Genomic DNA, 24,111 nt, shown 5'->3' on the forward strand with positions numbered 1-24,111 from the left:
CGTCACCGCTTCGAAAGCTCGCCCGCGTGATAGGAGCTTCGCACCATCGGGCCCGCGAGCACCCGGGCAAAGCCCATCGATTCGGCACGCAGGCGGATCGACTCGAACTCCGCGGGAGTGTAATACTTCGCGACGGGGTGGTTTTCCTTTCGGGAGCGGAGGTACTGCCCTACGGTCAGGATGGAGCAGCCCGCATGGCGAAGGTCCTCCATCGTCGAGCTGAGATCATCGATCGATTCTCCGAGCCCCGCCATAAGGCCCGACTTCACCGGTATGCCGGATAGGACTGCGCGCGAAATAAGCCCGAGCGACAGTCCGTAATCCCCCTGCGGGCGAAGGGCCGGAAAAAGCGGGCCGACGGTTTCCATGTTGTGATTGATTACGTAAGGACCGGCACCGACGACGCGTTCGAGCGACCGCTCCATGCTCGCGCGGAAATCGGGCACGAGCACCTCGACACGGCACGATGGGGAGATATCCCGTATGGCCGAGACGGTTTCGGCAAAAATGGCGGCGCCGCCGTCCGGCAGGTCGTCGCGCGTAACCGAGGTGACGACCGCGTATTCGAGGCCGAGCTCGGCGACGGCGCGCGCCACGCGGCCTGGCTCGTCCGGGTCTACCGGCGTGGGCCTTCCGTGCCGTACCGCGCAATAGCGGCAGTTCCGCGTGCACACATCACCCATAATCAGGAACGTCGCTGTCCCGCTGCAGAAACAATCGCCGATGTTGGGACAGCGCGCCTCCAGGCATACGGTGTGAAGGCCCTCGCGTTCTATGACGCCCTTTACCCGCACGTAGTCGGTGCCGCCGGGTATCTCCAGGTTGATCCAGCGGGGGATGCGCGCGCCTATCCCTCCCATTTAAGCACCGGTTTGCGCGCCGCGAGCACCGCATCGACCCTCCGCACAGGCGTTGAGTGCGGTGCGCTTTTAACGGTTTCGGGATCGCTCTCCGCCTCGCGCTTAATTTCGATCATCGCGGCGGCGAAGGACTCCAATGTCTCACGGTTCTCCGTTTCGGTCGGTTCAATCATGATCGCACCGGGGATGAGGAGCGGGAAATAAACCGTGGGCGCGTGGAATCCGTAATCGAGAATTCTCTTGGCGATATCGTTGGTGGTGACGCCGTTGGGCATGTCTTTATCGTTGAGGACGAACTCGTGCTTGCATATTCGGTCGATCGGGAGGTTGTATTCCCTTCTCAGCAGGGAGAGCAGATAGTTGGCGTTGAGTACGGCGGTCTCTCCGGCGTCGCGGATGCCATCGGGTCCCAGCATTCTGATGTACGCATACGCACGGAGCGCCACCAGAAAATTCCCATGGAACGAGTGAATGCGGCCGATGGAATCGGGCCGGTTTTGCTCGAGGTAAAAGCCGTCATCGCCCTTTAACACAACGGGGACCGGCAGGAAGGGCTCGAGTTCGTCGCTCACTCCCAGTGGGCCCGAGCCCGGGCCGCCGCCGCCGTGCGGCGTCGAAAATGTCTTGTGTAAATTGATATGCATTAGGTCGAAGCCCATGTCGCGCACCTTCGCCACGCCGAGTATCGCGTTGAGGTTCGCGCCGTCGCAATAAAAAAGCGCACCCTTCCCGTGCAGCACACTGGCGATTTCAACGATGTTGCGGTCGAAAAGACCGAGCGTATTGGGACTGGTGAGCATCATTGCGGCCACGTCTTCATCGACCATCGATGAAAGCCTCTGCATGTCGACATCGCCTTCGGGGGTCGACGGCACCTCCCGCACATCGAAGCCGCACATGGCCACTGATGCGGGGTTGGTGCCGTGCGCTGAATCGGGGATGAGGATAACGCTGCGCTTTTCGCCTTTCTTCTCAAAATATTTTTTTGCCACCATCAGCCCGGCAAGCTCGCCGTGCGCGCCGGCCGCGGGAGCGAACGAGAAGCGCCGCATCCCGGTTATGGTTGCAAGATACTCCGACAGATCGTACAGCACCTCGAGCGCCCCCTGGGCGAGGGCCGGCGATGAAAGTGGATGGAGCGAAGTGAAGCCGGAGAGCGAGGCGACGCGTTCGTTGACCTTGGGATTGTATTTCATGGTGCAGCTTCCCAGCGGATACATTCCCGTATCCACACCGAAGTTCATCCGGGAAAGGGCCGTGTAATGCCGCACGATGTCGACCTCGCCCACTTCGACAAGGTCCACGCCGTCGTTACACAGAGCCGCGGGGATGGGGTCGGTTTCCTCGAGCTGCCACGACGGCATGGCATAGGCGCTTCTTCCGCATCTGCTCTTTTCAAAAATAACCGGCATGTCTCCACCTCTTCATCATAATTCCAAAAATCATTATTCCTTTTGTTCCCGCACGTCGGATGGCCCTGAATACGGGTTTACCGGGCGCACCGCTTCACCGCTTCAGCGAAGGCGTCTATTTCCGCGGGGCTCGTCATCTCCGTACAGCAGACGAGGACGCAGTCTGCGTATTCCCCGTAATAATCCCCCAGGTGTACTCCGGGAATAAAACCTTCTTCCTCCAGTCGCTTCATCACGACCGGGGCTTTTTTTATCCCTACCGCGAACTCGTTGAAATAGGGTCTGTCGAATACGGCTGTAAATCCCTTCGATGCCAGCAGGGATTTGCAACGCGCCGCAAGCCGGTGGTTGAGTTCCGCAAGCGGTCGAATGGCGTTGCCCAGCGCGGAAAGGTAGATTACCGCTCGAAGGGCGCAAAGCCCCTGGTTGGTGCAGATGTTCGACGTGGCCTTCTCGCGGCGTATGTGCTGCTCGCGCGTCTGGAGCGTCAGCGCGTACGCGTCCTTGCCGTCTGAATCGACCGTTTTTCCGACAAGGCGGCCGGGCATGCGGCGCATGAACTCGCCCTTTGCCGCCAGGAACCCGAGCGCCGGCCCGCCGTATCCCACGGGATTACCGAAAGACTGCGCTTCACCGCAGAGGATGTCCACGCCGAGCTTTCCAGGCGCGGCGATCAGGCCAAGGCTGTGGGGCTCGGTCACCACCACGATGCTGTGCGCCTTCGCGACATGGGCGGCCCCGGTTATCGCCGCGACGTCCTCTATACAGCCGAAGAAATTGGGGTTCTGGGTGACCACCGCGGCCGTGGCAGAGTTCAGCGCCCCGGCGAGTGCGGATGTATCCATCACCCCGTTCGCAGATGGCAGTATGCGCAGTTCGAGCCCGTTCGCTCCGCAGTAGGTTTCAAGCACCGCGCGATAATGAGGATGCAGCGTGTCGCCGGCGACCACCGATTTTTTCCCCGAAGCGTGCATCGACATGAGCACCGCCTCGGCGAGCGCCGTCGCGCCGTCGTACATGCTCGCGTTGGCGACGTCCATGCCCGTGAGCCTGCAGACGAAGGTCTGAAACTCGAAAATGGCGGTGAGGGTGCCCTGGCTCACCTCGGCCTGGTAGGGCGTATACGCGGTGTAAAACTCCGACCGCGAGGCGAGCGCGTCAACCACCGCGGGCATGTAATGAACATAGGCCCCGGCCCCGGCAAAGCAGCGTCCCGGGCGGTTTTTTGCGGCCAGTTCCTCCATAAGACGCATGGTCTCGATCTCGGATAGCGCGGATGGAAGGTCGAGATCCTTCCCCAGACGCATGGCCTCGGGTATATCCGTGAAGAGGTCGTCGACGGCGCGCACGCCGATTGATTTCAGCATTACATAACGGTCGTCCTCGGGGCTGCACGTATATTTCATATCACTTCTCCGGTTCTATGTGGGCGGCGTAGGCGTCGGCGTTCATCAGGCTGTCGAGCTCGCCCGGGGATTTTACCTCTATCTTGAATATCCAGCCCTCGCCGTAAGGGTCGCCGTTGAGAAGTTCAGGTGAATTTTCGAGCGCCTGGTTGACGCCGGCGATTCTTCCCGAAAGCGGCGAATACACGTTCGATACCGCCTTTACGGATTCGACCACTCCCACCTGCTCCCCCTGCGCCACCTCCATTCCGGTTTCGGGCAGTTCGACGAAGACGATGTCGGTAAGCATCTCCTGTGCGTGGTCAGTGATGCCGCAGGTGGCGTTGAACTCGTCGTCCATGCGTATCCACTCGCTGTCTTTCGTGTACTTAAGATCTTCCGGTATATTACTCATGTATTCCTCCGATGTGTTTCTCCGGACCTGGCCGGAAATGGATACCTGACTTCATGCAAATCATGGGATTATCGGGTTTGCCCCCGCGCCCGGCGGGATGAAGCCCGTCGTATTGCCCGGTTATGAAGCAACTTAACTACTTTCGATCTTGTGCGATGTTTGAGAACATTTTATTCAGCCGTTGAAGGCGTAGAACGGTCGTTTTACCACCCTCGCCGGGACCGGATTGTCCCGTACCACGAGCGAAAACCAGTCGCCGATCCCGAGCGAGCCGGCCCGTACCAGGGCCATACCGATCCCTTTTTTGAACGTGGGAGAAAAACCGCCGCTGGTGCTTATCCCGATCCCGACACCGTCTTTGATTACCTTGCAGTGTTCACGCGGCACACCCCTGCCCTCGAGTTCGAAACAGATAAGAGCGCGCGGCGCACCATTTTCCTTCTGCCCGGCAAGGACACCGCGGCCGATATAGTCGTCCGCGCTCGTTACAAGCCATCCGAGGCCCGCTTCGACCGGCGTGATGGTATCGGACAACTCGTGACCGTAAAGCGAATAAGCGGCCTCCAGACGCAGCGTATCGCGCGCGCCAAGGCCGACGGGCCTTATTCCATACGCCTCTCCCGCGCCGAGGATGTCTCTCCACAGGGGAACCGCCAAATCGTTCGGAACGAAGAGCTCGTAGCCGTTTTCGCCGGTATAGCCGGTGCGCGAAACCATCATCCGAACGCCTTTGTAATCGGTATGAAAGAACTGAAAGCGGCCCATGCTTCCAGCCCGCTCATCACCGACGACCTTTTTCAGAATATCACCCGAGGCGGGCCCCTGCAAGTCAATTTTGGACGTTTCGGCCGAAACGTCGATTATTTCAGTGTCACCGGTCGCGTGAGTGCGCATCCAGTCGAGGTCCCCGTCGAGCGTCGCTGCGTTTACCACGATATAGTATTCAGTTTCAGAAACCATAAAAATGAAGATATCATCGACCACTCCGCCGTTGTCGCGGCACAGGCAGCTGTACATCGACGTCCCAGGAGCGAGTTTGCTCAACCTCGTCGGGATCAGACGGCGGAGAAAACTTTCCGCCCCCGTTCCCTTCACGATCACCTCTCCCATATGTGAGACGTCGAACAGGCCCGCCTTCGTTCTTGTTGCGTTGTGTTCCTCTATTATCGACGAGTACATTACCGGAAGCTCCCATCCCGCGAAATCGACCATGCGTCCCTTGAGGGCCAGGTGTTCCCCGTGGAGCGCCGTTCTTTGTATCATCGGGCAATCCTCCTTAATGCGAATTCAACCGCCCTGTTGAGGGGATCGATCACCTTGCTCACCGCGGGGCAGTACGCGAGCTCGACCCTCCAGAAATCGGCCGGCATTACCCCTGCATCAAGCGCCATGCTCACGAGGTTGATGCGTCCGGCCGCTCCATTTTCGGCCACCGCCTGAGCCCCTAAAAACCTCCCCGAGTCCCTGTCACATATCACCTTGAGTGAAATCTCGGTATTGCCGGGGAAATACTCCGGAAGTATACCGGTGCGGATTTTCCCCTCGACCGGGGTATAGCCGGCGCCCTTCGCGGCCTCGGTGGTATATCCGGTGCCGGCCACCTCCAGCTTGCCGACTTTCGTTACGAACGTGGCGGCCGTTCCCCGATAGGCGACATCGCCCCCCGACGCGTTGATGCCCGCGACAACGCCCTGGCGATAGGCGCAGGTTGCGAGCTTGACCGGCACCCTCGCGCCGTCGATCACCGACCAGGCCGCAATACAGTCTCCCGCCGCGAACACGCCGGGGACCGAGGTTCGCATCCGTTCATCCACGGTGATGCCGAGCGGTTCGAAGGCGATTCCGGAACCGGCTGCCAGGTCCGTGTCCGCGCGGAACCCGGCCGCGAGGATGCCGATCTCGGCCTCATATGCTTTTTCTCCGCTCGTTACACCGGCGAACCCGGCGTCCGAAAGAATGCCGTCGACCGACGCCCCGGCGTTCATCACGACACCGTGTAACTCCATATGTTCCCGTACCGGCACGGACATGTCCGGGTCGAGGATGCCCGGAAGCACCTGCGGTTTCATCTCAAATAGATATATTGTTTTAAGATGTTTGCGGAGCGCGATCGCCGCCTCGAGGCCGATCGCCCCGGCCCCGATAACAACCCCCCGAACCGCCGAATCGAGTCGATCCTTTATCTTCTTTAAATCATCCACGGTCGCAAGTGGATAGAGCCCGTTGTAGAGCGCCCGCTCCATTCCCGCTATCGCCGGTATCGCGGGAACGCTCCCCGTGGCGATGATAGCGGCATCGAACGCAATGGCGCGCTCTCCGTCGCCGGCGTGCATTGTTATTGTCCGTGAATCGGCGTCGATTCTCACCGCCTCTCCGGCAAGTTTTTTGACTCCCATTTTGGAAAGAAGGATATCCTGTTCGAGGCCCGCGGCGGGAACATGTCCCCCGAGGGAATAGGGGATGCCGCAGGGGTGCATCAGGTCGGTCAACTTTGGATCTATTACGGTAATCCGCGATTTCGGCGCCGTGCGTCTGATGCTCATCAGCGCCGCGTATCCGGCGCTTCCCAGTCCGATGATAACAATATGGTTCATACAGGCCCCCGCCATCTCACCTGTTTTCGGGTATAAAACAAGCGATACCCCCCGATCCGCGGGATATCATTTTCCCGGAAATAAAAAAAGGAAGACGGTCGTGAAACGCGTCTTCCTCCTGTCGTTCAACCTGGGATATTATCCCCCCGGGGAGGATTTATAGCCTTCGGTGCCCGTTATTGCCGGGACTCTCCAGGATGTATACAGACCGCAGTCCTTTTGCCTGAGAGTTTCATCCTTAAACGTTACGGACTTGCCCCTTCGGCGCCCCTTTAGCGACAGGAGTCTCTCGTGCGAACCCTGTTGAGCATAGCCGTCGCTCTCCCATCAATGTCAAGAAAAAATTGGGCATGAAGCCATATCCGGCCGGCAAACGGCTGCGGTCTTTGTCGTTCCATCCTGTTTTTTACGTTTCAGGACGGCAGGAACATGAAGACAAAGAGGCCCACAACAGAGAGCAGGGCAAAAACTATAAGCGATATGCTGAACTTGTCACTTTTCCGCTTCATGCGGCTTGACTGCACCGCAAGCCCGGTGACGCAGAGAATGAACTGCGCCGCCATGAGGGCGATCGCCCAGCCCGTAAGAGCCCCGCCGCCGGCCCTGACGGCGCCATACATCTGCCCGCCACCGGAAGGCCCGGAAATCGACACAATTATGAATGCCACAAGAAACACCCCCCATGAAATGACCACCATGCCGTTTATCGCCTTAACCACACCGTCCGCGCCCTGCCTGCGTATTTTTTTTATTTCCTCAGCCATTGGACACCTCCGCGCTACAATAGTACACACTTCATCGGTCTTTTCCAAGAGGTAAATTCCATTGTCAGTTACATAAGCGCCGAATATTTTGTCACCTCCCGCTGTTCGGGGGCCATGCCCAATTTGTATGTATTACGACAGGCCGTTTCCAATTTATACTTGCAAACGCCGGGGTCGGGTAGTATAGCCTGAACCGTCATGGGACCGCTTAAAAAGATCATAACTTTCATCACGGCATGCCTCCTCGTTTTTTATTTCGTGCCTTTGATCGTCGAGGGGCTCAAGCCGACCACCGACCGGCTGCGCGCCGGCATGACGGAGCTCAATACCGTCCCGGTACTCAATTATACCATGAACTACCGCACTCGCGGCAGGGGGCCGGCCGTCATATTGGTCCACGGCTTCAGCCAGTCCACCCTGATCTGGGAAAGCAACATCAACGCGCTCGCGCGCGCCGGATACCGCGTCTATGCCATCGATCTTTTCGGACACGGCATGAGTGACAAGCCTTATGGAATCCGTTATTCTCTCGACCTGTACGCCCTGCAGATCCGCGAATTCATGAACGTTCTCGGAATACGTCGTGCTCACCTCGCGGGCCACTCGATGGGAGGGGCGGTCGCACTGAAGTTCTCCTGCCTGTATCCTTCGATGACCGGGAACCTCGTGCTGATCGGAAGCGCCGGTCTTCACCATGAACGAAACGGAAACCTCGTCTTCCGCCTTATGCGCTACCCGCTCCTTGGTGAATTCCTCATCCTCTTTAATTTCAAGCCCGTTGTCCGGATGGTCAACAGCGCCATCAACACCAACGGCCTGATCGCGGTGAGCGATGATTACATCAACCGCTATATTATGCCGTCGAGCACCCGCGGGTATAACTACGCTTTTTTAAGAATACTGCGGAATTTCAGCACCCCCCCCTGGGAGGTGGAGGACTGCATAGCGGGCGTTAAAAGACCGGCGTTCATCCTTCATGGAACCGACGACCGGCTGGTCCCGGCGTCGTCGGGGAGAAGAATGCACGCACTGCTTCCCGGTTCGAAGCTGGTAATGGTCTCGAAGGGGCCGCACGCTCTCATGGAAACCCACGCCGGGCTGGTCAACAGGGAGATTATCGAATTTTTACGAACACGGCGGTAACATTTTTACCGGATATCTCCACCAACTACTCGTATTCTCGGCCGGTACGGAGACCCGACAAAGAAAATCGCCGGTGACACAGGATACAATAGACATGTTTCTTTACTCGAAAATTTTGTATATTTTACCCCGCCGCCAAAGGCGGAGTGGTAAAATATAATCAAAGAACCAAATTAAGAAACAAGTCTGATCATAGTAATCACGGGAAGTGGTGCAACGGTTCTTGCAAACGGGACGGGAATCCCGTTATCCGGTGTTTGGTTCGGTCGAACCAAACACCATCAGGAGGAGGACATAATGAAACCGATAGAACTTAAAAAGGGCGTTTACTGGGTGGGTGGAATCGACTGGGACCTCAGAAACTTCCACGGATATCTCACCCAGCGCGGCTCGACCTATAACGCGTACCTGATCATTGACGATAAGATTACGCTGATCGACACGGTTAAACACTACCTCTACGAAGAAATGCTCGCGCGCATTTCGGCGGTGGTCGATCCTGCGAAGATCGATTATATCATATGCAACCACGTGGAGATGGACCACTCCGGTTCCATCCCGCTCATCACGAAAACAGCGAAAAATGCCAAGGTGCTTGCCTCTCCGGCCGGCGAGAAAGGGCTCAGGCATCATTACAGGGAAGAGCTCAATATCCGCGCGGTAAAGGCCGGCGAGACGATACTACTCGGCAAACGCAGCCTCCAGTTCCTGCTGACCCCCATGGTCCACTGGCCGGACAACATGATCGCCTACTGCCCTGAGGAAAAGATACTCTTTTCAAACGATGCCTTCGGCCAGCATATAGCGACCTCGGAGCGGTTCGATGATGAATACCATGCGGACGTCATCATCGAGGAGGCCAAAAAGTATTACGCAAACATTGTCCTGCCCTATTCGGCACAGGTTAAAAAAGCGCTCGACGCCGCGGCCACGCTCGACATCGGCGTGATCGCCCCCAGCCACGGCATCATCTGGAGGAGCGCCATTCCCAACATCCTCCGGCACTACAAAGCGTGGTCGGAGAACACCGTCGAGAATAAGGCACTGGTCATATACGACACGATGTGGAATTCGACCAGGAAAATCGCGTACGCGATACGGGAGGCTTTTGAGAACAGAGGCGTTCACACGGCGATGTACGATCTGAAATTCAACCACATCTCGGATATCATGACCGATGTATTGACGGCAAGATACATCTGCGTGGGTTCTCCTACCCTCAACAACAACATGCTTCCCGGTGTCGCGGCTTTTCTAACGTATTTAAAGGGCCTCGCCCCGAGGGATCGCACGGGCCTGGCCTTCGGATCGTTTGGCTGGGGCGGGCAGAGCATCGAGCTCGTCCACAGGGAACTCGAGGGATGCGGCTTCAAAATGCTCGAAAAAATAAGGGTACAGTACATTCCCGACGACGACACGCTTTCAGGGATTGCCGGAAAACTCGAGTCGGCGTTGTAATCGCATTATCGGACCCGCCCGAATATGGGTTTTCAGGTCTGGCGACAGGCGGAATATTTTTCTTGATTTCATGCCGCCCTTTGCATAGTATCAATTGAGTGTTTGGCGGAGTCTGAGCCTCGAGGCGGGCGACAGGAGACAGGTGATGAAATTTTTAGTGAAAGATATGTCCTGCCATCACTGTGTCGGGCGAATCAACGATGCGCTTTACCGCCTTGACGGTGTAGACGGTGTGAAGATCGATCTGGAGCATAAACTCGTTGAAGTCAGCGGCCGGGCGAGCGTCGACGCCGTTATCGACGTCATTAAAGGCGCCGGATACACCGCAGAAACTGAGTAATCAGGCCGCGGACCGGGCGTTTCATTTTTCTGTTGAAAATTTTATTAAGTTATACCAATTACCTGGGGAGGATTTTATGAAAAAGTACGTATGCACGGTGTGCGGCTATATTTATGATCCCGCCATCGGTGATCCCGACAATGGCGTTAAACCCGGCACCGCTTTCGAAGACGTCCCAGCCGACTGGGTATGCCCCGTTTGCGGAGTTGAAAAGGATTCGTTCGAGGCGGAGAAGTAATACGGCTCAATCGGGAGGTATACAATGGATGTTGTTCTTCTTTCCCGCATTCAGTTCGCCGTTGCGGCGGGCTTTCATTTTATCTTCCCGCCGCTGACATTCGGGATAACGCTTGTCATCCTCGTTCTCGAAACCCTGTATCTTAAATCGGATCAGGAAATCTTCAAGACGATATCTTCGTTCCTTATCAAAATCCTGGGGCTAATATTCGTTTTGGGCGTCGCGACGGGCATAGTTCTCGAATTCTCTTTCGGAACCAACTGGTCACAGTATTCGCGCTTTGTGGGGGATATTTTCGGCGCCCCACTCGCCGCCGAGGGTATACTGGCGTTTTTCCTTGAATCGGTGTTTCTTGGATTGCTCCTGTTCGGCCGCAACCGCGTATCGCGGAAGTTTTACTGGTTTTCGGCCTTCCTGGTCTTTTTCGGCGCGCTCCTGTCGGGTTTCTGGATAATCATCGCCAATTCCTGGATGCAGACCCCGGCCGGCTATGCTATAGAAGGCGGCCGCGCGGTGCTGACGGACTTTTACGCCGCCGTGTTCAATCCATCTACAGTCATAAGGTTCCTGCACACCATGCTCGCCGGCTGGATTACCGGCTCGCTTTTCCTCGCGGGACTTGCGGCCTGGTACCTGCTCAACAGGCGTCATGAGGCCATCTCCAAAATACTAATGAAGATATCGCTGACTATCTTTATCTTCTCGGCGCTGGCCCAGTTCGTATCCGGTCACTCGAGCTCGGTCCAGGTGGCTAAAACACAGCCGGAAAAAATGGCGGCCTTTGAAGCGCTCTGGAACACGATGGAAGGGGCGCCCCTCTCCCTCTTCGGAATCCCCATCGAGAGCGAGCAGAAAACATACCTTGAGGTTTCGGTCCCGAAGCTGTTGAGCCTGCTGATTTATTCCGACCCGGACGCCAGGGTGCTTGGACTCAACGAATTCAAGCCCGACGAGAGACCGCCAGTATTCCTTCCGTACCTGTCCTATCATGTGATGATCGCACTCGGCGCGCTGTTCGCCCTCCTGGCGGCCGTCGGCGCGGTGATGCTCGTTCGCGGCACCGCGTATACCGCCAGATGGTTCCTTGTCGCTCTCATCGCCGCGATCCCGCTGCCGCATCTTGCCAACCAGTTCGGCTGGATCGCCGCGGAGGTCGGCCGCCAGCCCTGGGTCGTGTACCGAGTGCTTAAAACTGCCGACGCGGTTTCCGTCGTCGTGCCAGCCTGGCAGGTGCTCTTTTCTCTGATCATGTTCTCGCTTATCTATATGCTTCTTTTCGTGGTGTTCATCATGATACTCCTTAAAATCGTGAAGAAGGGACCCGGCGCGACATCCGAAGGATACTGACCTGCACGGGAATTACAAAGGAGAAATCACCATGGAAACAATGGCATTCTTACAGACGTCCTGGTTTGTGATCATTGGGATTCTACTGACCGGCTACGCGATCCTTGACGGTTTCGACCTGGGAACGGGCGCCCTGCTCCCCTTTCTTGCCAGGGATGACGACGAGAAGCTCATGGTCTTCAACTCAATCTGGCCCTTCTGGGACGGGAACGAAGTCTGGCTGATCACCGGGGGGGCGGTCCTTTTTGCCGCGTTTCCGCATGCATACGCGACGGTTTTCAGCGGTTTTTACCTGGCTTTCATGTTTATCCTTTTCGCACTCATCTTTCGTGCTGTTTCCATCGAATTCTGGTACTACGATGAGAAGCGCCGGGGCCTGTGGAGCGCGGCCTTCGTTGTGGGCAGTCTGCTTCCCTCGCTCCTCTTTGGTGTCGCTCTCGGCAATGTGATAGTCGGCATCCCGCTCGCCGAATCGATGGAGTTTACCGGTAATTTTTTTACGCTCCTGCGTCCCTACCCGCTTGCGCTCGGCCTGCTCGGCCTTTCCGCCATATTGATGCAGGGGGTTACATTTATCACCATGAAGACTGACGGCGCGGTCCAGAAACGCGCCCGCGAACTCTTCGGCAAAATATGGGCCATCTTCGCCGCCGCGCTGGCCCTGTCGTTCATCGCCACCATTATCTACATGCCCGAAAGCCTCGCGAGCCCGTATGTATGGATATCAGCGACCGTGGTAATCGCCGCGTGGCTCCTCTGCAGGCGTTTTGCCTCGACGGGGAAGATGGGGGCGTCATTCGCAATGTCATCGCTCAGTTTCGCGGGACTGTGGGGTATCGTTGGCGTAACCCATTTCCCAAACCTGGTAAAGGCGACCGGCGACGCCGCGCTCAGCATCACCATATACAACGCCTCCTCGGGGGAGAAGACTCTTACGGTCATGTTGTGGATAGCGCTTATCGGCATGCCGATTGTCATCCTGTATACCGCCTTTGTTTACAGGGTGTTCAGGGGGAAAGTGATGACGGCAAAATAGGCCTACCGTGTTACTTTGGCGGGATTGTATTCTTTATATTGAAAAGGAGGAAATATGGTTAAAGAAAGGCTGGAAGTCTATAAATGCGATGTATGCGGAAATATCGTGGAGGTTCTTCATGTGGGCGGCGGCGAACTGGTATGCTGCGGTCAACCGATGAAGCTGCTCTCCGAAAACACCACCGACGCCTCGAAGGAGAAGCACGTTCCGGAGATTGAAAGGACCTCCGACGGCCTCAAGGTAAAGGTTGGAAGCGCACCGCACCCGATGGAAGATAAACACTGGATAATGTGGGTTCAGCTTATCGCCGACGGAAAGAGCTACCGGCAGTTCCTCAATCCCGGCGACGCTCCAGAGGCCGTGTTCAAGGTCTCCGCGGACAAACCGGTCGCGCGGGAATACTGCAATCTGCACGGGCTCTGGAAGGCTTAGAACGGTATCGGGTCAGTATATTTTACGCACGAATCCGGCGAGAGGCTTCGGCGCATTCACCGTTTCTATCAACGTATATATTAAACTGGGAGGATCAATGAAAAGCGTTAAGGGAACAAAAACCGAGAAAAATCTCCTCGCTTCTTTCGCCGGCGAATCGCAGGCGCGGAACAGATACACCTATTTCGCGTCGGTGGCGAAGAAAGAAGGGTACGAACAGATGGCCGCCATATTCCTCGAGACGGCCGAAAACGAGAAGGAGCACGCCAAACGATTTTTCAAGTTTCTCGAGGGCGGCGAAGTCGAAATCACCGCGTCGTATCCCGCCGGTGTGATCGGCACCACGGCCGAGAACCTCAAAAATGCCGCCGCGGGCGAGAACATGGAGCACACCAAACTTTATCCGGAGGCGGCGAAGATCGCCGAAGAGGAGGGATTCAAGGAAATCGCGTTTGTATTCCGCAAGATCGCCGAAGTCGAGCTTCACCACGAGATTCGGTATCTCAATCTTCTTAAAAACCTCAAGGAAGGGAAGGTTTTCAAAAAAGACACCGAGGAGAAATGGATATGCCGCAACTGCGGATACATTCACGAGGGCAACGCGGCCCCCGAGAAATGCCCCACGTGCGATCATCCCAGGGCGTATTTCGAGCTGCTCTGCGACCATTTTTAGGAGTTGCCGTCATCCGCGATGTAAAAAGGCCGCCCCGTCGGGCGGCCTTTCCTCAGGCCTCGACGAAGGTTCGCATCATTCTTTCCACGCTCGCGGCGAGCGCATTCAGGTTATAGCCACCCTCCAGAAGCGCGACCACCCGGTTTTTCGCGTGCCGCGCGGCGACCCCCATGAGCACCGTGGTGAATTCGCCGAACATGCCGGTTGAAATGTCCATTCCCGCCAGCGGATCATTGCGGTGGGCGTCAAAACCGGCGGATATCAAAATGAATTCCGGTTGAAAAGCCTCGAGCGCAGGTATGAGGCGGTTCCTGAAGGCGGCGCGATACTCCTCGTCGCCGCTGCCGGCGTCCATGGGAATATTAAGCGTGAAGTCGACGCCGGCGTCCCTCCCCTTTTCCACGCCGGAACCGGTCCCCGGATAATAGGGAAACTGGTGGAGGCTCGCATAAAACACCGTGTGATCCTTTTCGAACGTGTGTTGTGTTCCGTTGCCGTGGTGCACGTCCCAGTCCACTATGGCCACCCGTTTCAGACTGTGCTCTTTTTGAATATAGCGCGCCGCTATCGCGATATTGTTGAAGATGCAGAATCCCGCCGCGTAATCCCTCTCGGCATGGTGGCCGGGCGGCCTCAGGGCGCAAAACCCGTACTCGGCCCTCCCTTCCATGACCGCGTCGCATATGGCGAGCGCGCCTCCCGCCGCATAGAGCGCGACCTCGTACGAACGCGGGCAGACCGAGGTGTCCATCGAGTCGAAATATTCTTCACCGCTCTCGATTTCCTCACGCGCCCGCCTGATATACGCCAGATCGTGAACAAGCTCTATGTGCCTGATATCGGCCTTCCTCGGCCTGACGCGCACCAGATCCCCGTAATACGGCCGCGACTGAAGCATGGTGTCGATCGCTATCAGCCGCTCGGCGCTCTCGGGATGCCCCCACTCGGTCTGGTGTTCCAGGTATATCGACTCGAAAAGGTACGCAGTCCTGCCCATTGAATACCTCCGTAAACAAACATCCCCCTGCTTTTTACAGGGGGATGTGGGTTGTCCGAATCTCGCCGCACGCGCTCCCTTTAAACCTCGACCTCGGCCGTCACGTTCTTCTCGACCTCGTCGCCGTTGTGCCTTGTCACCTTGAGGTTCAGTACCGCCCTGCCGCCCGAAACGTCGAGCACCTCTCCGGCGACGGTGATGGTGTCCTCGATATGCACCGGGGTCGCGAACCTGCACCGGAGTTTCTTGAGTTTGCCGGGATCGCCGGTCCAGTCGGTCACGCTCTTGGCGACGAAACCGAGCGCACAAAGACCGTGAAGGATGACGCCGCCCAGCCCGACCATCTTGCCGAACTCCGGATCGATGTGTATGGGATTGAAATCCCCCGAGGCGCCCGCGTAATAGATGGCGCGATACTTGTCGACGACCTCCTGCGCCTGGAACGTCGCCCCCTTTGTTATTTTATCCGCCATGGCTATTTCCTTACCACGAAAGTGTAGATTCCCCTGCAGACGTTGCGACCATGCTGGTTTTTGCTGAGCGCCTCAATTGTCAGAACGTCCAGCTTCTCCTTGTTGACGATATCCGTTATTTTCGCGGTGCTGGTGATGGTGTCCCTGTCCTTCACCACCTCGAAGAACTCGAATTCCTGTTCGCCGTGGACCAGCATCATGAGATTGAGGTTCAACTCGTTGTCGAAGAAAATCGGTTCCATGAGCGCCCCGCCGAAAACAACGCAGAAGGTCGGCGGCGCTATTATACGGCCATACTTGGATTTCTTCGCAAATGCCTCGTCTACAAAGTGAGGATCCGGGTTCTTAATGGCCTTTGCGTATTCCCGTATCTTCTCCTTGCACACGTCGTAGGAGATTTCCGGCCATGTCTTCCCGATGAATTTTGTATCGATCGCCATTGCCCCTCCTCTATTTCTTGAAGCGCGCCAGAATACTTTTCGCTATCAGCACGCGCTGTATTTCAGAAGTACCTTCGCCAATTTCGCCGAGTTTGGCGTCGCGATACAGGCGCTCGACGGCGAAGTCCTTGATGTAGCCGTATCCGCCGAACACCTGTACCGCCATGCTCGCTATCTGCGTGGCCGATTCGCTCGCGAAAAGCTTTGCGCACGACGCCAATACCGCCGACTCCGGGTCCTTCACTTCCTTGGCCCACGAGGCCCGGTAGATGAGCAGACGCGAGATGTCGGTCATGATCATCATGTCCGCGAGCTTGAACGAAATTTCCTGGTAGCGGTTGATCGGCTTGCCGAACGCTTTGCGCTCCTTGGAGTATTTGTTGGCCTCGTCCATACAGGCCACGGCGATCCCCAGCGAGACCGTCGCCATGCCGATCCTGCCGAATTCCAGGGTCTGCATGGCCTGTATGAATCCATGCCCTACGTTACCGAGCACGGCGCTCTCCGGCACCCTGCAATCCTCGAGAACCAGCTCGGAAGTAGGAGAGCCCCTGAATCCCAGTTTGTCAAACGCTTTCCCCACCGAGAATCCCGGGGCGTCCTTTTCGACCAGGAACGCCGTAACGCCCGCACCCGGCCCGGCGGCCTTGTCGTTATATGCCATGATCAGTGAGACGTCGGCAATCGGGCCGTTGGTGATGAAGGTCTTGGTGCCGTTGAGGACCCACTCCGGGCCCTTCTTGACCGCGGAGGTGCGTATCGCAGCGGCGTCGGAACCGGCTTCCGGTTCGGTGAGCCCGAAGCATCCCACAAGGTCTCCCTTAATGATCCCGGGCAGGTATTTCTGTTTCTGTTCGGCGTTTCCGAAAAGCCTGAGCGGTATTCCGAATAGCCCGTAGCTCGCTCCGCACGACAGGAAGGTCGAAGCGCATGCCCTGGCCACCTCTTCGCCCGCGATCGCCTGGCTTATCAGGTCGTTCGAGGTGCCGCCGTACTGCTCCTCGTGCGGCATTCCGAGAAAGCCTATGGAGGCGAGTTTCTTCATGTTCTCCTTAATAAGCGAGTGCACCTCCTGCTCGCTCGCCCGATCCAGTATCGAGGCGCGGGGCGCGATCTCCTTCTGGCAGAAATTGGCGAAGTTTTCTTTTATCGCCTTCTGTTCATCGGTCATTGTATAATCCATATCGATGTTCTCCTTATTACATTTCGCTGTTCGTTTCGAGCCGCTTAAAAGCTCATGAGGCGCGAGATGATGAAACGCTGAATCTCAGAAGTCCCCCCGCCGATCTGGGCGAGCTTTGCGTCCCTGAGCATCTTTTCGATCGGGTAATCGTGTATGTAGCCGTAACCGCCGAATATCTGCACGGCCTCCGACGCGGCCTTCATCCCCCAGTCACCCATGAAGGCCTTGGCTATTGACGTGTGCATGTGATTGAGCGGCTGACCGGAATCCTTGTCGAACGCCACGCGGTAGACCGCCATCCTCGACGCTTCCAGAATGACTTTGATATCCGCCAGCTTGTGCTGTATGGCCTGGAAACTCTTGATCGGTTTGCCGAACTGGACGCGGTCCGTGGCGTACTGCCCGCACTGCTCAAGCGCAAACATAAGGCCGCCGACGAAAGGCGCCAGGAGTGCGCTCCGGTCCCACGAAAGCGTTTCGTGCGTATAGGCGAAACCCATGCCGATTTCGCCAAGCACGTTCTCTTCGGGCACCTCGCAGTCTTCAAGGAAGACCTCGGAGGTAGCAGAAGCGCGCACACCCATCTTGTGGAAGGGCTTGCCGGTTGAGAATCCCTTGAAGTTCTTTTCAACGATGAACGCGGTGATTCCCTGGTGCTGTTTGGCCTTGTCCACAGTGGCATACACTACGCAGATATCACACACCGGCGCGTTGGTGATAAACGTCTTGCTCCCGTTGAGCGCCCAGCGGTCGCCCTTTTTCACGGCCGTCGTCTGGATGGATCCGGCGTCCGACCCGGCGCCGGGCTCGGTAAGCCCCATGCAGCCGATCCACTCGCCCGAGGCGAGTTTTGAAACATACTTTTCGCGCTGCGCTTCGTTGCCGTGCTTGTACAGCGTGTCCGTGCACAGGTAGGTGTGTGCTCCGAGCGCGAGCGTGTGCCCGCCGTCCACGCCGGCATGCCCCAGCGCCTCCGCCGCGAGGCAGCAGGTGACGACGTCCGCACCCGATCCACCGTACTGTTCCGGAAACGGGAGTCCCAGAAGGCCCATCGCTCCCAGTTTCTTCCAGACCTCGAAACTGAACTCGGCCCTGAGGTCCGCCTCCTCGCAGAGGGGGTATATCTCTTTTTTCGCGTACTTGTAGATGGTATCCCTGAACATCATCTGTTCTTCGGTGAATCCGAATTCCATGATCGCCTCCCTCTAATTTTTCCTGGCCGATCGGCCCTTTATTTTTGTTTCGTTATCATTTTTACGATCTGTTCCCTGGTCTTCTGCGTGTACCGCTGATAATCGAACGCCCCGTTATCGATAATGTACTGGATGATGGTCCCCTGGATAAGCGAGATTATCAGCGTCGCCGTGTACATCACGTCCATTTCAATAAAGAGCCCGTCTTCGAGTCCTTCATGGAGGATGGCCGCGCATTCGTCGCGGTAGCTCTTGAAAAGCTTGATATTCGCCGCCCGCATGCGGTTGTTGTGGTTTACCTGCGTCCAGAAATCGATAAGGACGTAGAAGTATTCTTTTTCCTTCTCCACCAGGCCGAAGGCCTGATCGATATAGGCCATCAATTTTTCCAGCGGCGTCACGCAGTTCTGAAATTCTTTGTTAAGATAGTCCCGGATATTCTGGTTGATCTCCTTGAGCAGGTTGAGAAGCAGGTCCTGCTTGTCTTTGAAATAATAATGCACCAGTCCAGCCGAAAGCCCGGCCTCCTTCGCGATATCCTTGATGGTGAAGTTATAATAGCCCTTTCGGCTAACAACCTTGTATGTCGCCTTGGTCAGCTGTGCGCGGCGCATTACGCTGATGTCGTTGAGTCGCTTATCTTCCATGCCATTTCGACTGTTCTTTGCTGGATGACCAACCAAAGCATTTGCGCCTTTTTCCGGCTTCATTACTACAATATCCTAATGCCGCAGGAATTGATCAGCGAGGATTGCGCCGCCATCTCACCCACGCCGAGCCACCTGTTGAAAATCCTCTCGGGCAGCACCCGCCGCTGGTATTCCTCTTCCTCTCCGGGGCTTGTCCCCCCCATTACCATGCGCAGATCACCCGACTCGTTCATCACCGACGGCTCCAGCACGATGAAGCTTATGTCGTCGTAATCCCTTTCCGCCTCCCTCATCAGGAAATCGCTGATGATCTTCTTCACCCGTTCGGGGATTTTCCTGACCGCCGCCCTGAGCGCGGTGGACGACAGAAGCCCGGCGATGTCCCTTCCCGCGAAACGCGCCACGTCGATGAGACCGTCCGAACAAATTACGATCCTGTACTCTCCCTTTTTCAGGTCTATTTCGGTGACATTCGTCACGGTTTTACTCCTGCCCGCAAAGCTCATATCAACGCCTGTGCGAAACTCTATGGCTCCCGTATGCTTGTTGACGACAAATACCATGCTGTCGCCGCCGTGAATAACGACGAGCCGCCTCGATCCGGGCGGACCGGCCAGCGCCGCGCAGCTGAACGTGGCCTTGTGCTGGTATCGCTGTCTCGAATAGACCCTGTTGACGAGATCCCGCCATTCGTCCGTTCCCGTCGGCACCCCTTCGACCTCGATGGCCTCCGACAGTCGCTCGAGCAGCAGGCGCGACGCGCGCGCATAGCGTTCGGCGCCGTCGGAAAGCGCGAAGACACTGTGCTTAAAATCGAGCAGCAGGCAGTCCCCGTTGCCGTAGCCGCTGCGTATTTTGTCCGAGCCGGTAAGTACCATTGCACATGCCGCGTCGCCCATAACCAGCGTTCTCTCGGCCGCGTTTATCATGACACCGCCCGTCAATCAATAACTCTGAAATACAGGATGTCTCTGATGGTCCCCTTGCGCTCGTCCGCGAAAACCGCTTCCACTCTGGCGCCAATCTTGATATTCTTCTCGTCCACGATGTCGATATAGTGCTGAAACAGCGTGTCGGCGCCGTCCAGCCTGATGAAGCCGTACCCGTACGGCACCGGTTTCTGCTGGCCGGTCTCCGGGTCAATAAAAGCGAATCGCAGGATGGTGTATGTACTGATCACGCCGCCGGGGCCGACCTCCACGAAATCGGTCATCTCCTCGAAGCAGGGGCCGCAAACCCCCCTGGGGGGGATATACACCTTTTTACACTTCGGACAGCGCACTCCCATGAACTTTTTATTGTCGCGCAGTTCCGTGAAAAACTTCGATCCGAACATGCCCACCGCGTAATCAAACGGCTGCGATGCTTCGCCGGATTCTATGACGATTTGTTCTTTCTCTGCCATTTCAGCGCTCCTAATAGTTCGGTTTATTCTTCCCGTGGAGGATCATGTCGGTCCACCAGCAACCGCCGAAGCCCGTACTCACAGCGAAATTTACATCGGGCACCTGGCGCCCCTCGGCTTTGCCCATCACCTGCATAGCCGCCTCGGCGCAACGTATGAGACCGGTGGCACCGATTGGATTGGTCGAAATCGGGCCGCCGGAAGGGTTGATTGGAAGCTCCCCCCCCATGTCGGTGGCGCCGCTCCAAATATATTCCGCTCCCTTTCCATGCGGAACGATCCCCATATCCTCTATCCAGATAATCCCTCCGAAAGAATAGGGCTGATAGAGCTCGATCACGTTGATCTCCTTGCGCGGCTCCCTGATTCCCGCCTTCTTGAATATCTGTTTTGACGTGCGTTCCATGCTTGTAAGCCTGCCGTAATCGGCGTCGCCGAGGTAGGCATAGGAATGACGGTTGCCGGTTCCCCATATCCAGTCGGGAGTGGCGGTTATCTTTTCAGCGCTGTCTTCGCTCGCCATAATCACCGCACATGCCCCGTCGGTACGCGGACAAATGTCCAGGAGATGGATGGGGTCCGCGAGCATGGGCGAGGCCAGCACCTCCTCCAGCGTAACCTCCTTGCGAAGCTGCGCATAGGGATTGTTTAGCGCATGCCTGCGGTCCCGCACCGAAACGCGCGCCCCGTCTCTGTCTGTGGCGCCGTAACGCGCCATGTATGCCTGCGCTTCGGCGGCCAACCCCGAAATCGCTCCCGCGAAGACCCGCCTGTCCCATACCGGATCGAAAGCGGTGGTGATGGCCCCTGACGTGTCCGATTCCGAGTTTTTCTCCCAGCCGATAACCAGCACTTTCTCAAACATCCCCGAAGCGACCATGTGATACCCGCCAATGGCGATGGTGCACCCGGTGGTGCCCCCGGTCGTTATCTTGATGATTGGCCTCATCAACCCGCCCGAACCGTCCACGCTCCAGCAGTCCACATAATTGATTCCCTCAAAGTGGTCCATGTTGCCGATGATGATGGCGTTGATGTCAGTCATCGTAAGGCCGGCGTCCGCAAGCGCGGCCTGCACCGCCTCGTTGATGAGCTCCTGCCCGTTAACGTCGGGCCGATGGCTTTTATGAAAGGTCTGGCCCGTTCCTACTATCGCGACTCGCTTTGCCATTCCGTACCCCCTACCTGTCCTTACCGAGAATCCACACGCAGTGCGACTGTCCCGCCAGGCCGTTAACGCCGTGCGCAAGGCCCGTATTGGTCTTCTTTGCCTGGTACGCTCCGGCCTCGCCGCGTATCTGCCGCACGACCTCGGCGATGCGGTAAAGCCCCGCGGCAATGACCGCGTGCCCGCCCAAAAGCCCTCCCGACGCGTTGACGGGGAGCCTGCCGCCGATATCGAAAGCTCCCTTTTCAAGGAGTTTGCCCGCCTCTCCGTCGGCACAAAGCCCCAGCCCCTCGAGCCACATGAGCTCCTGGTAGCTGAACGCGTCATACACCTCGGCCAGATCGATCTCTTTCTCCGGGGAGGTTATCCCCGCCATTTTATACGCCGTTTGCGCCGCCTTCACCAGCGATTCAGACCGCGAGAGGTCGCGGTCGCCCAGAAAGTACGCATCCGCGCACATCCCGACCCCTTTTATCCACACCGGTTTCTTCTTCGATTTTCCGGCCCTCTTTTCGTCGGCGATTATGATGGCGCAGCATCCGTCCGAAACCGGCGAACAGTCGAGCTTATGCAGCGGATCGGCGATCATCTCGGAGTCGAGCACGTCCTTTACCGTGAGCTTCATGCCCAGGTGCGCGTTTTCGTTCATCATCGCGTTGCCGTGGTTTTTTACCGAGACACGGGCGAGTTGTTCGGACGTGGCGCCGGTTCTTGCCATGTAAGCATTGGCCTGCATGGCACAAGCCGTGATCATATCCGCGCCCAGCATGCGGTTATAGATCGGATCGAAGGCGGCGTTGGTGATGAGGCTGGAAACGCTCTGCGAGCCCTTCGAGTGTCCCGTCACCAGCGTGGTGCCGTATGAACCCGACAGTGTCCGCGCAAGCCCGTATAAAGCTCCGAAGGTGCCGTCGCCCTCCACGCACGAAACGTTTTTGTCCGAAGCGCCGCTCGCGTCGCCGACCGCCATGCACGAGATGGTCCTGCCGTCCCAGAAGTCGTTGGATGTGGTGATTACGTTGTCGATATCGTTGATCGTCATCCCCGCATCGTCCAGCGCCTTCCGCACCGCCTCGAAGACCATGTCGGCGAAGGTCTTGTCGACTTTTCGCGCCTCGATCTTCGTCATTCCTATCCCGATGATTGCCGCTTTATCCATGGCCCCTCCTTATTCGCCCTTCGGAATGAAACATTCAATATCCTGCATCCTCGCCCCGCGGCTTCCGGAAAATTTCGCCTTTACCCGCATGCCGATATTCACTTTCGCGGGATCGACCCCGTCCAGGTAATGCATCATGGCTGTATCGGCCCCATCCAGTTTAATGAGCGCGAAAATGACGGGGACCTTCCTGGGAAGGGACGCCAACTGCCTTCGTGCGACCGTAAACGTCACCACACTACCCTCGTGAGAGAGCTCCACCCATTCCATCGAAGCCCCGAAGCACGACGGACAGTTTTTCCTCGGCGGCACATACGTTCTGTTGCATTTGGCGCACTTTGTCCCCATTATCTTCTGTGCGTCCCGGAGCGTCACCAGGAACTTCGACGCTGTCTCGCCCGCCCACCAGTGATAGGGGACGCTTATCTTGCTCTTGTACACCATTGGCTCTATACCCTTGAATATTTCCGTCATTATGATTCCCTCCAGCCTGATGATTCCGGTTCTCCCCCGGTGTGTTTCCAGGCGCGGATCATGATCAAGGCCTGGAAAACGATTTAGCGCGCCTACCGCCCGATGATATACCGGTGCGGGTCGACCTCCTCCCTCAGTATCCGAAGCTCATCCGCGGTCGGCGGGTCGGTGTCGGCGATATTGTCGTCCCAGCGCAGCTCGAAACCGCAGTTGTCCTGCACGTCCTTGCGCGAATATCCCGGGTTGATCGAGAGGACTTTCATCCACTTTGTATCTTCTTCGAAACCCATGATCGCCATGTTGGTTATTATCCGGTACGGTCCGGTCCCCTTCGGCAGCCCCGCCTCGTACCGGGTGTTTCCGCCCTTGAGGTAGCCCGGCGACGTGATGAAGTTGATCTTGTCCGTGAAGCGCTTGGCGTCCTGGACCGTCATCATCATCGTGCGCCAGCAGAGGGAGGCCAGGTCGTTCGCGCCCCCCGATCCGGGAAAACGCACCTTCGGTTTCGCGTGATCGCTGCCGATCATCGTCGAGTTGATGTTTCCGTACATGTCGATCTGAGCGCCGCCCAGAAAGGTGTAGTCGACCATGCCACGCTGACACGTCTCCATGATCTCGGGCATTGAGCTGGCCATGAGCGCCTTGTGAAACGTCCGCGAGTCGCCCACGGAGATCGGCATGGCCGGAAGGATCGGCGCAACGCCGCCGGCCTCGAACATGATGCAGAGGTTGGGCGAGTGCGTCTTCTGCGAGAGCATTGCGGCCGCGCAGGGAGCGCCGGTGCCGACCACGACCGTGGCGCCGTCCTCGAGGTTCCGCGCCGCGACGCAGATCATCAATTCCATGGGATTGTAGTCCGCCATTTCGTCCTC

27 protein-coding genes and 1 riboswitch are annotated in these 24,111 nt (G+C 57.2%); of the genes, 8 read left to right on the top strand and 19 right to left on the bottom strand.

All coding sequences use genetic code 11. The features are described 5' to 3' along the window. Positions 1 to 2: 2 nt before the first annotated feature. From lipA to VLM75_16055, 7 genes are all read right to left on the bottom strand, one after another. Complete coding sequence (gene lipA / locus VLM75_16025; GenBank protein ID HSV98428.1) at positions 3 to 860, bottom strand: lipoyl synthase; 858 nt, start codon at positions 858 to 860, stop codon at positions 3 to 5. Further along, positions 848 to 2,272, bottom strand: a complete 1,425-nt coding sequence (gene gcvPB / locus VLM75_16030; GenBank protein ID HSV98429.1) for an aminomethyl-transferring glycine dehydrogenase subunit GcvPB — start codon at positions 2,270 to 2,272, stop codon at positions 848 to 850. The genes lipA and gcvPB overlap by 13 nt, the downstream gene beginning before the upstream one ends. Positions 2,273 to 2,349: 77 nt before the next feature. Continuing rightward, complete coding sequence (gene gcvPA, locus VLM75_16035; protein HSV98430.1) at positions 2,350 to 3,678, bottom strand: aminomethyl-transferring glycine dehydrogenase subunit GcvPA; 1,329 nt, start codon at positions 3,676 to 3,678, stop codon at positions 2,350 to 2,352. 1 nt (position 3,679) lies between these two features. Next, positions 3,680 to 4,072 carry a glycine cleavage system protein GcvH gene (gcvH, locus tag VLM75_16040; protein HSV98431.1) on the bottom strand — a complete coding sequence of 131 codons (393 nt, stop codon included), beginning with the start codon at positions 4,070 to 4,072 and terminating at the stop codon, positions 3,680 to 3,682. 174 nt (positions 4,073 to 4,246) lie between these two features. Continuing rightward, entirely contained in the window at positions 4,247 to 5,335 is a 1,089-nt protein-coding gene (gene gcvT / locus VLM75_16045; GenBank protein HSV98432.1) for a glycine cleavage system aminomethyltransferase GcvT, read from the bottom strand. Further along, positions 5,332 to 6,666 (bottom strand): FAD-dependent oxidoreductase, encoded by a 1,335-nt coding sequence (locus VLM75_16050; GenBank protein HSV98433.1) that lies wholly within the window; start codon positions 6,664 to 6,666, stop codon positions 5,332 to 5,334. Before VLM75_16050 ends, gcvT begins: the two co-directional genes overlap by 4 nt. A gap of 201 nt (positions 6,667 to 6,867) precedes the next feature. After that, positions 6,868 to 6,970: riboswitch (glycine riboswitch) on the bottom strand. Between the two features lie 109 nt (positions 6,971 to 7,079). Beyond that, a complete protein-coding gene (locus VLM75_16055) occupies positions 7,080 to 7,430 on the bottom strand; it encodes a hypothetical protein (GenBank protein HSV98434.1) in 351 nt (116 codons plus the stop codon). A gap of 198 nt (positions 7,431 to 7,628) precedes the next feature. Between VLM75_16055 and VLM75_16060 the strand changes: the two genes are divergently transcribed. The 8 genes from VLM75_16060 (at position 7,629) to VLM75_16095 (ending at position 14,097) form a co-directional block, all read left to right on the top strand. Next, positions 7,629 to 8,573 carry an alpha/beta hydrolase gene (locus VLM75_16060; GenBank protein HSV98435.1) on the top strand — a complete coding sequence of 315 codons (945 nt, stop codon included), beginning with the start codon at positions 7,629 to 7,631 and terminating at the stop codon, positions 8,571 to 8,573. 297 nt (positions 8,574 to 8,870) lie between these two features. Next, a complete protein-coding gene (locus tag VLM75_16065) occupies positions 8,871 to 10,031 on the top strand; it encodes an FprA family A-type flavoprotein (protein HSV98436.1) in 1,161 nt (386 codons plus the stop codon). A 145-nt stretch (positions 10,032 to 10,176) separates the two neighbouring features. Further along, a complete protein-coding gene (locus VLM75_16070) occupies positions 10,177 to 10,371 on the top strand; it encodes a heavy-metal-associated domain-containing protein (GenBank protein ID HSV98437.1) in 195 nt (64 codons plus the stop codon). A 76-nt stretch (positions 10,372 to 10,447) separates the two neighbouring features. Next, positions 10,448 to 10,609, top strand: coding sequence for a rubredoxin (locus VLM75_16075; protein ID HSV98438.1), 162 nt, complete (start codon positions 10,448 to 10,450; stop codon positions 10,607 to 10,609). 24 nt (positions 10,610 to 10,633) lie between these two features. Further along, positions 10,634 to 11,956: a cytochrome ubiquinol oxidase subunit I gene (locus VLM75_16080; GenBank protein HSV98439.1), complete on the top strand. Its 1,323-nt coding sequence runs from the start codon at positions 10,634 to 10,636 to the stop codon at positions 11,954 to 11,956. A gap of 31 nt (positions 11,957 to 11,987) precedes the next feature. Then, positions 11,988 to 12,992 carry a cytochrome d ubiquinol oxidase subunit II gene (gene cydB / locus VLM75_16085; GenBank protein ID HSV98440.1) on the top strand — a complete coding sequence of 335 codons (1,005 nt, stop codon included), beginning with the start codon at positions 11,988 to 11,990 and terminating at the stop codon, positions 12,990 to 12,992. Between the two features lie 54 nt (positions 12,993 to 13,046). After that, positions 13,047 to 13,424, top strand: coding sequence for a desulfoferrodoxin (locus tag VLM75_16090; GenBank protein ID HSV98441.1), 378 nt, complete (start codon positions 13,047 to 13,049; stop codon positions 13,422 to 13,424). Between the two features lie 97 nt (positions 13,425 to 13,521). Beyond that, entirely contained in the window at positions 13,522 to 14,097 is a 576-nt protein-coding gene (locus tag VLM75_16095) for a rubrerythrin family protein (GenBank protein ID HSV98442.1), read from the top strand. 52 nt (positions 14,098 to 14,149) lie between these two features. Here VLM75_16095 and VLM75_16100 read toward each other — a convergent pair whose 3' ends face one another. From VLM75_16100 to VLM75_16155, 12 genes are all read right to left on the bottom strand, one after another. Further along, complete coding sequence (locus tag VLM75_16100) at positions 14,150 to 15,094, bottom strand: histone deacetylase (protein HSV98443.1); 945 nt, start codon at positions 15,092 to 15,094, stop codon at positions 14,150 to 14,152. Between the two features lie 80 nt (positions 15,095 to 15,174). Continuing rightward, on the bottom strand, positions 15,175 to 15,567 hold the full coding sequence (locus VLM75_16105; protein ID HSV98444.1) for a MaoC/PaaZ C-terminal domain-containing protein: 393 nt from the start codon (positions 15,565 to 15,567) through the stop codon (positions 15,175 to 15,177). A 2-nt stretch (positions 15,568 to 15,569) separates the two neighbouring features. Continuing rightward, entirely contained in the window at positions 15,570 to 16,007 is a 438-nt protein-coding gene (locus tag VLM75_16110; protein HSV98445.1) for a MaoC family dehydratase N-terminal domain-containing protein, read from the bottom strand. Between the two features lie 10 nt (positions 16,008 to 16,017). Then, positions 16,018 to 17,190, bottom strand: a complete 1,173-nt coding sequence (locus tag VLM75_16115; GenBank protein ID HSV98446.1) for an acyl-CoA dehydrogenase family protein — start codon at positions 17,188 to 17,190, stop codon at positions 16,018 to 16,020. 44 nt (positions 17,191 to 17,234) lie between these two features. Further along, entirely contained in the window at positions 17,235 to 18,383 is a 1,149-nt protein-coding gene (locus tag VLM75_16120; protein HSV98447.1) for an acyl-CoA dehydrogenase family protein, read from the bottom strand. Between the two features lie 38 nt (positions 18,384 to 18,421). Beyond that, entirely contained in the window at positions 18,422 to 19,030 is a 609-nt protein-coding gene (locus tag VLM75_16125) for a TetR/AcrR family transcriptional regulator (GenBank protein HSV98448.1), read from the bottom strand. Between the two features lie 65 nt (positions 19,031 to 19,095). After that, positions 19,096 to 19,962 (bottom strand): SpoIIE family protein phosphatase, encoded by an 867-nt coding sequence (locus VLM75_16130; protein ID HSV98449.1) that lies wholly within the window; start codon positions 19,960 to 19,962, stop codon positions 19,096 to 19,098. Positions 19,963 to 19,973: 11 nt separating this feature from the next. Beyond that, entirely contained in the window at positions 19,974 to 20,438 is a 465-nt protein-coding gene (locus VLM75_16135; GenBank protein ID HSV98450.1) for an OB-fold domain-containing protein, read from the bottom strand. Between the two features lie 10 nt (positions 20,439 to 20,448). Then, on the bottom strand, positions 20,449 to 21,609 hold the full coding sequence (locus VLM75_16140; protein ID HSV98451.1) for a thiolase family protein: 1,161 nt from the start codon (positions 21,607 to 21,609) through the stop codon (positions 20,449 to 20,451). A gap of 10 nt (positions 21,610 to 21,619) precedes the next feature. Continuing rightward, positions 21,620 to 22,765: a thiolase family protein gene (locus VLM75_16145; GenBank protein ID HSV98452.1), complete on the bottom strand. Its 1,146-nt coding sequence runs from the start codon at positions 22,763 to 22,765 to the stop codon at positions 21,620 to 21,622. 9 nt (positions 22,766 to 22,774) lie between these two features. Beyond that, positions 22,775 to 23,239, bottom strand: a complete 465-nt coding sequence (locus VLM75_16150; protein HSV98453.1) for a Zn-ribbon domain-containing OB-fold protein — start codon at positions 23,237 to 23,239, stop codon at positions 22,775 to 22,777. 92 nt (positions 23,240 to 23,331) lie between these two features. Then, positions 23,332 to 24,102: a CoA-transferase gene (locus VLM75_16155; protein ID HSV98454.1), complete on the bottom strand. Its 771-nt coding sequence runs from the start codon at positions 24,100 to 24,102 to the stop codon at positions 23,332 to 23,334. Between the last annotated feature and the right edge of the window lie 9 nt (positions 24,103 to 24,111).

Source organism: Spirochaetota bacterium (assembly GCA_035477215.1).
GTDB lineage: Bacteria > Spirochaetota > UBA4802 > UBA4802 > UBA5368 > MVZN01.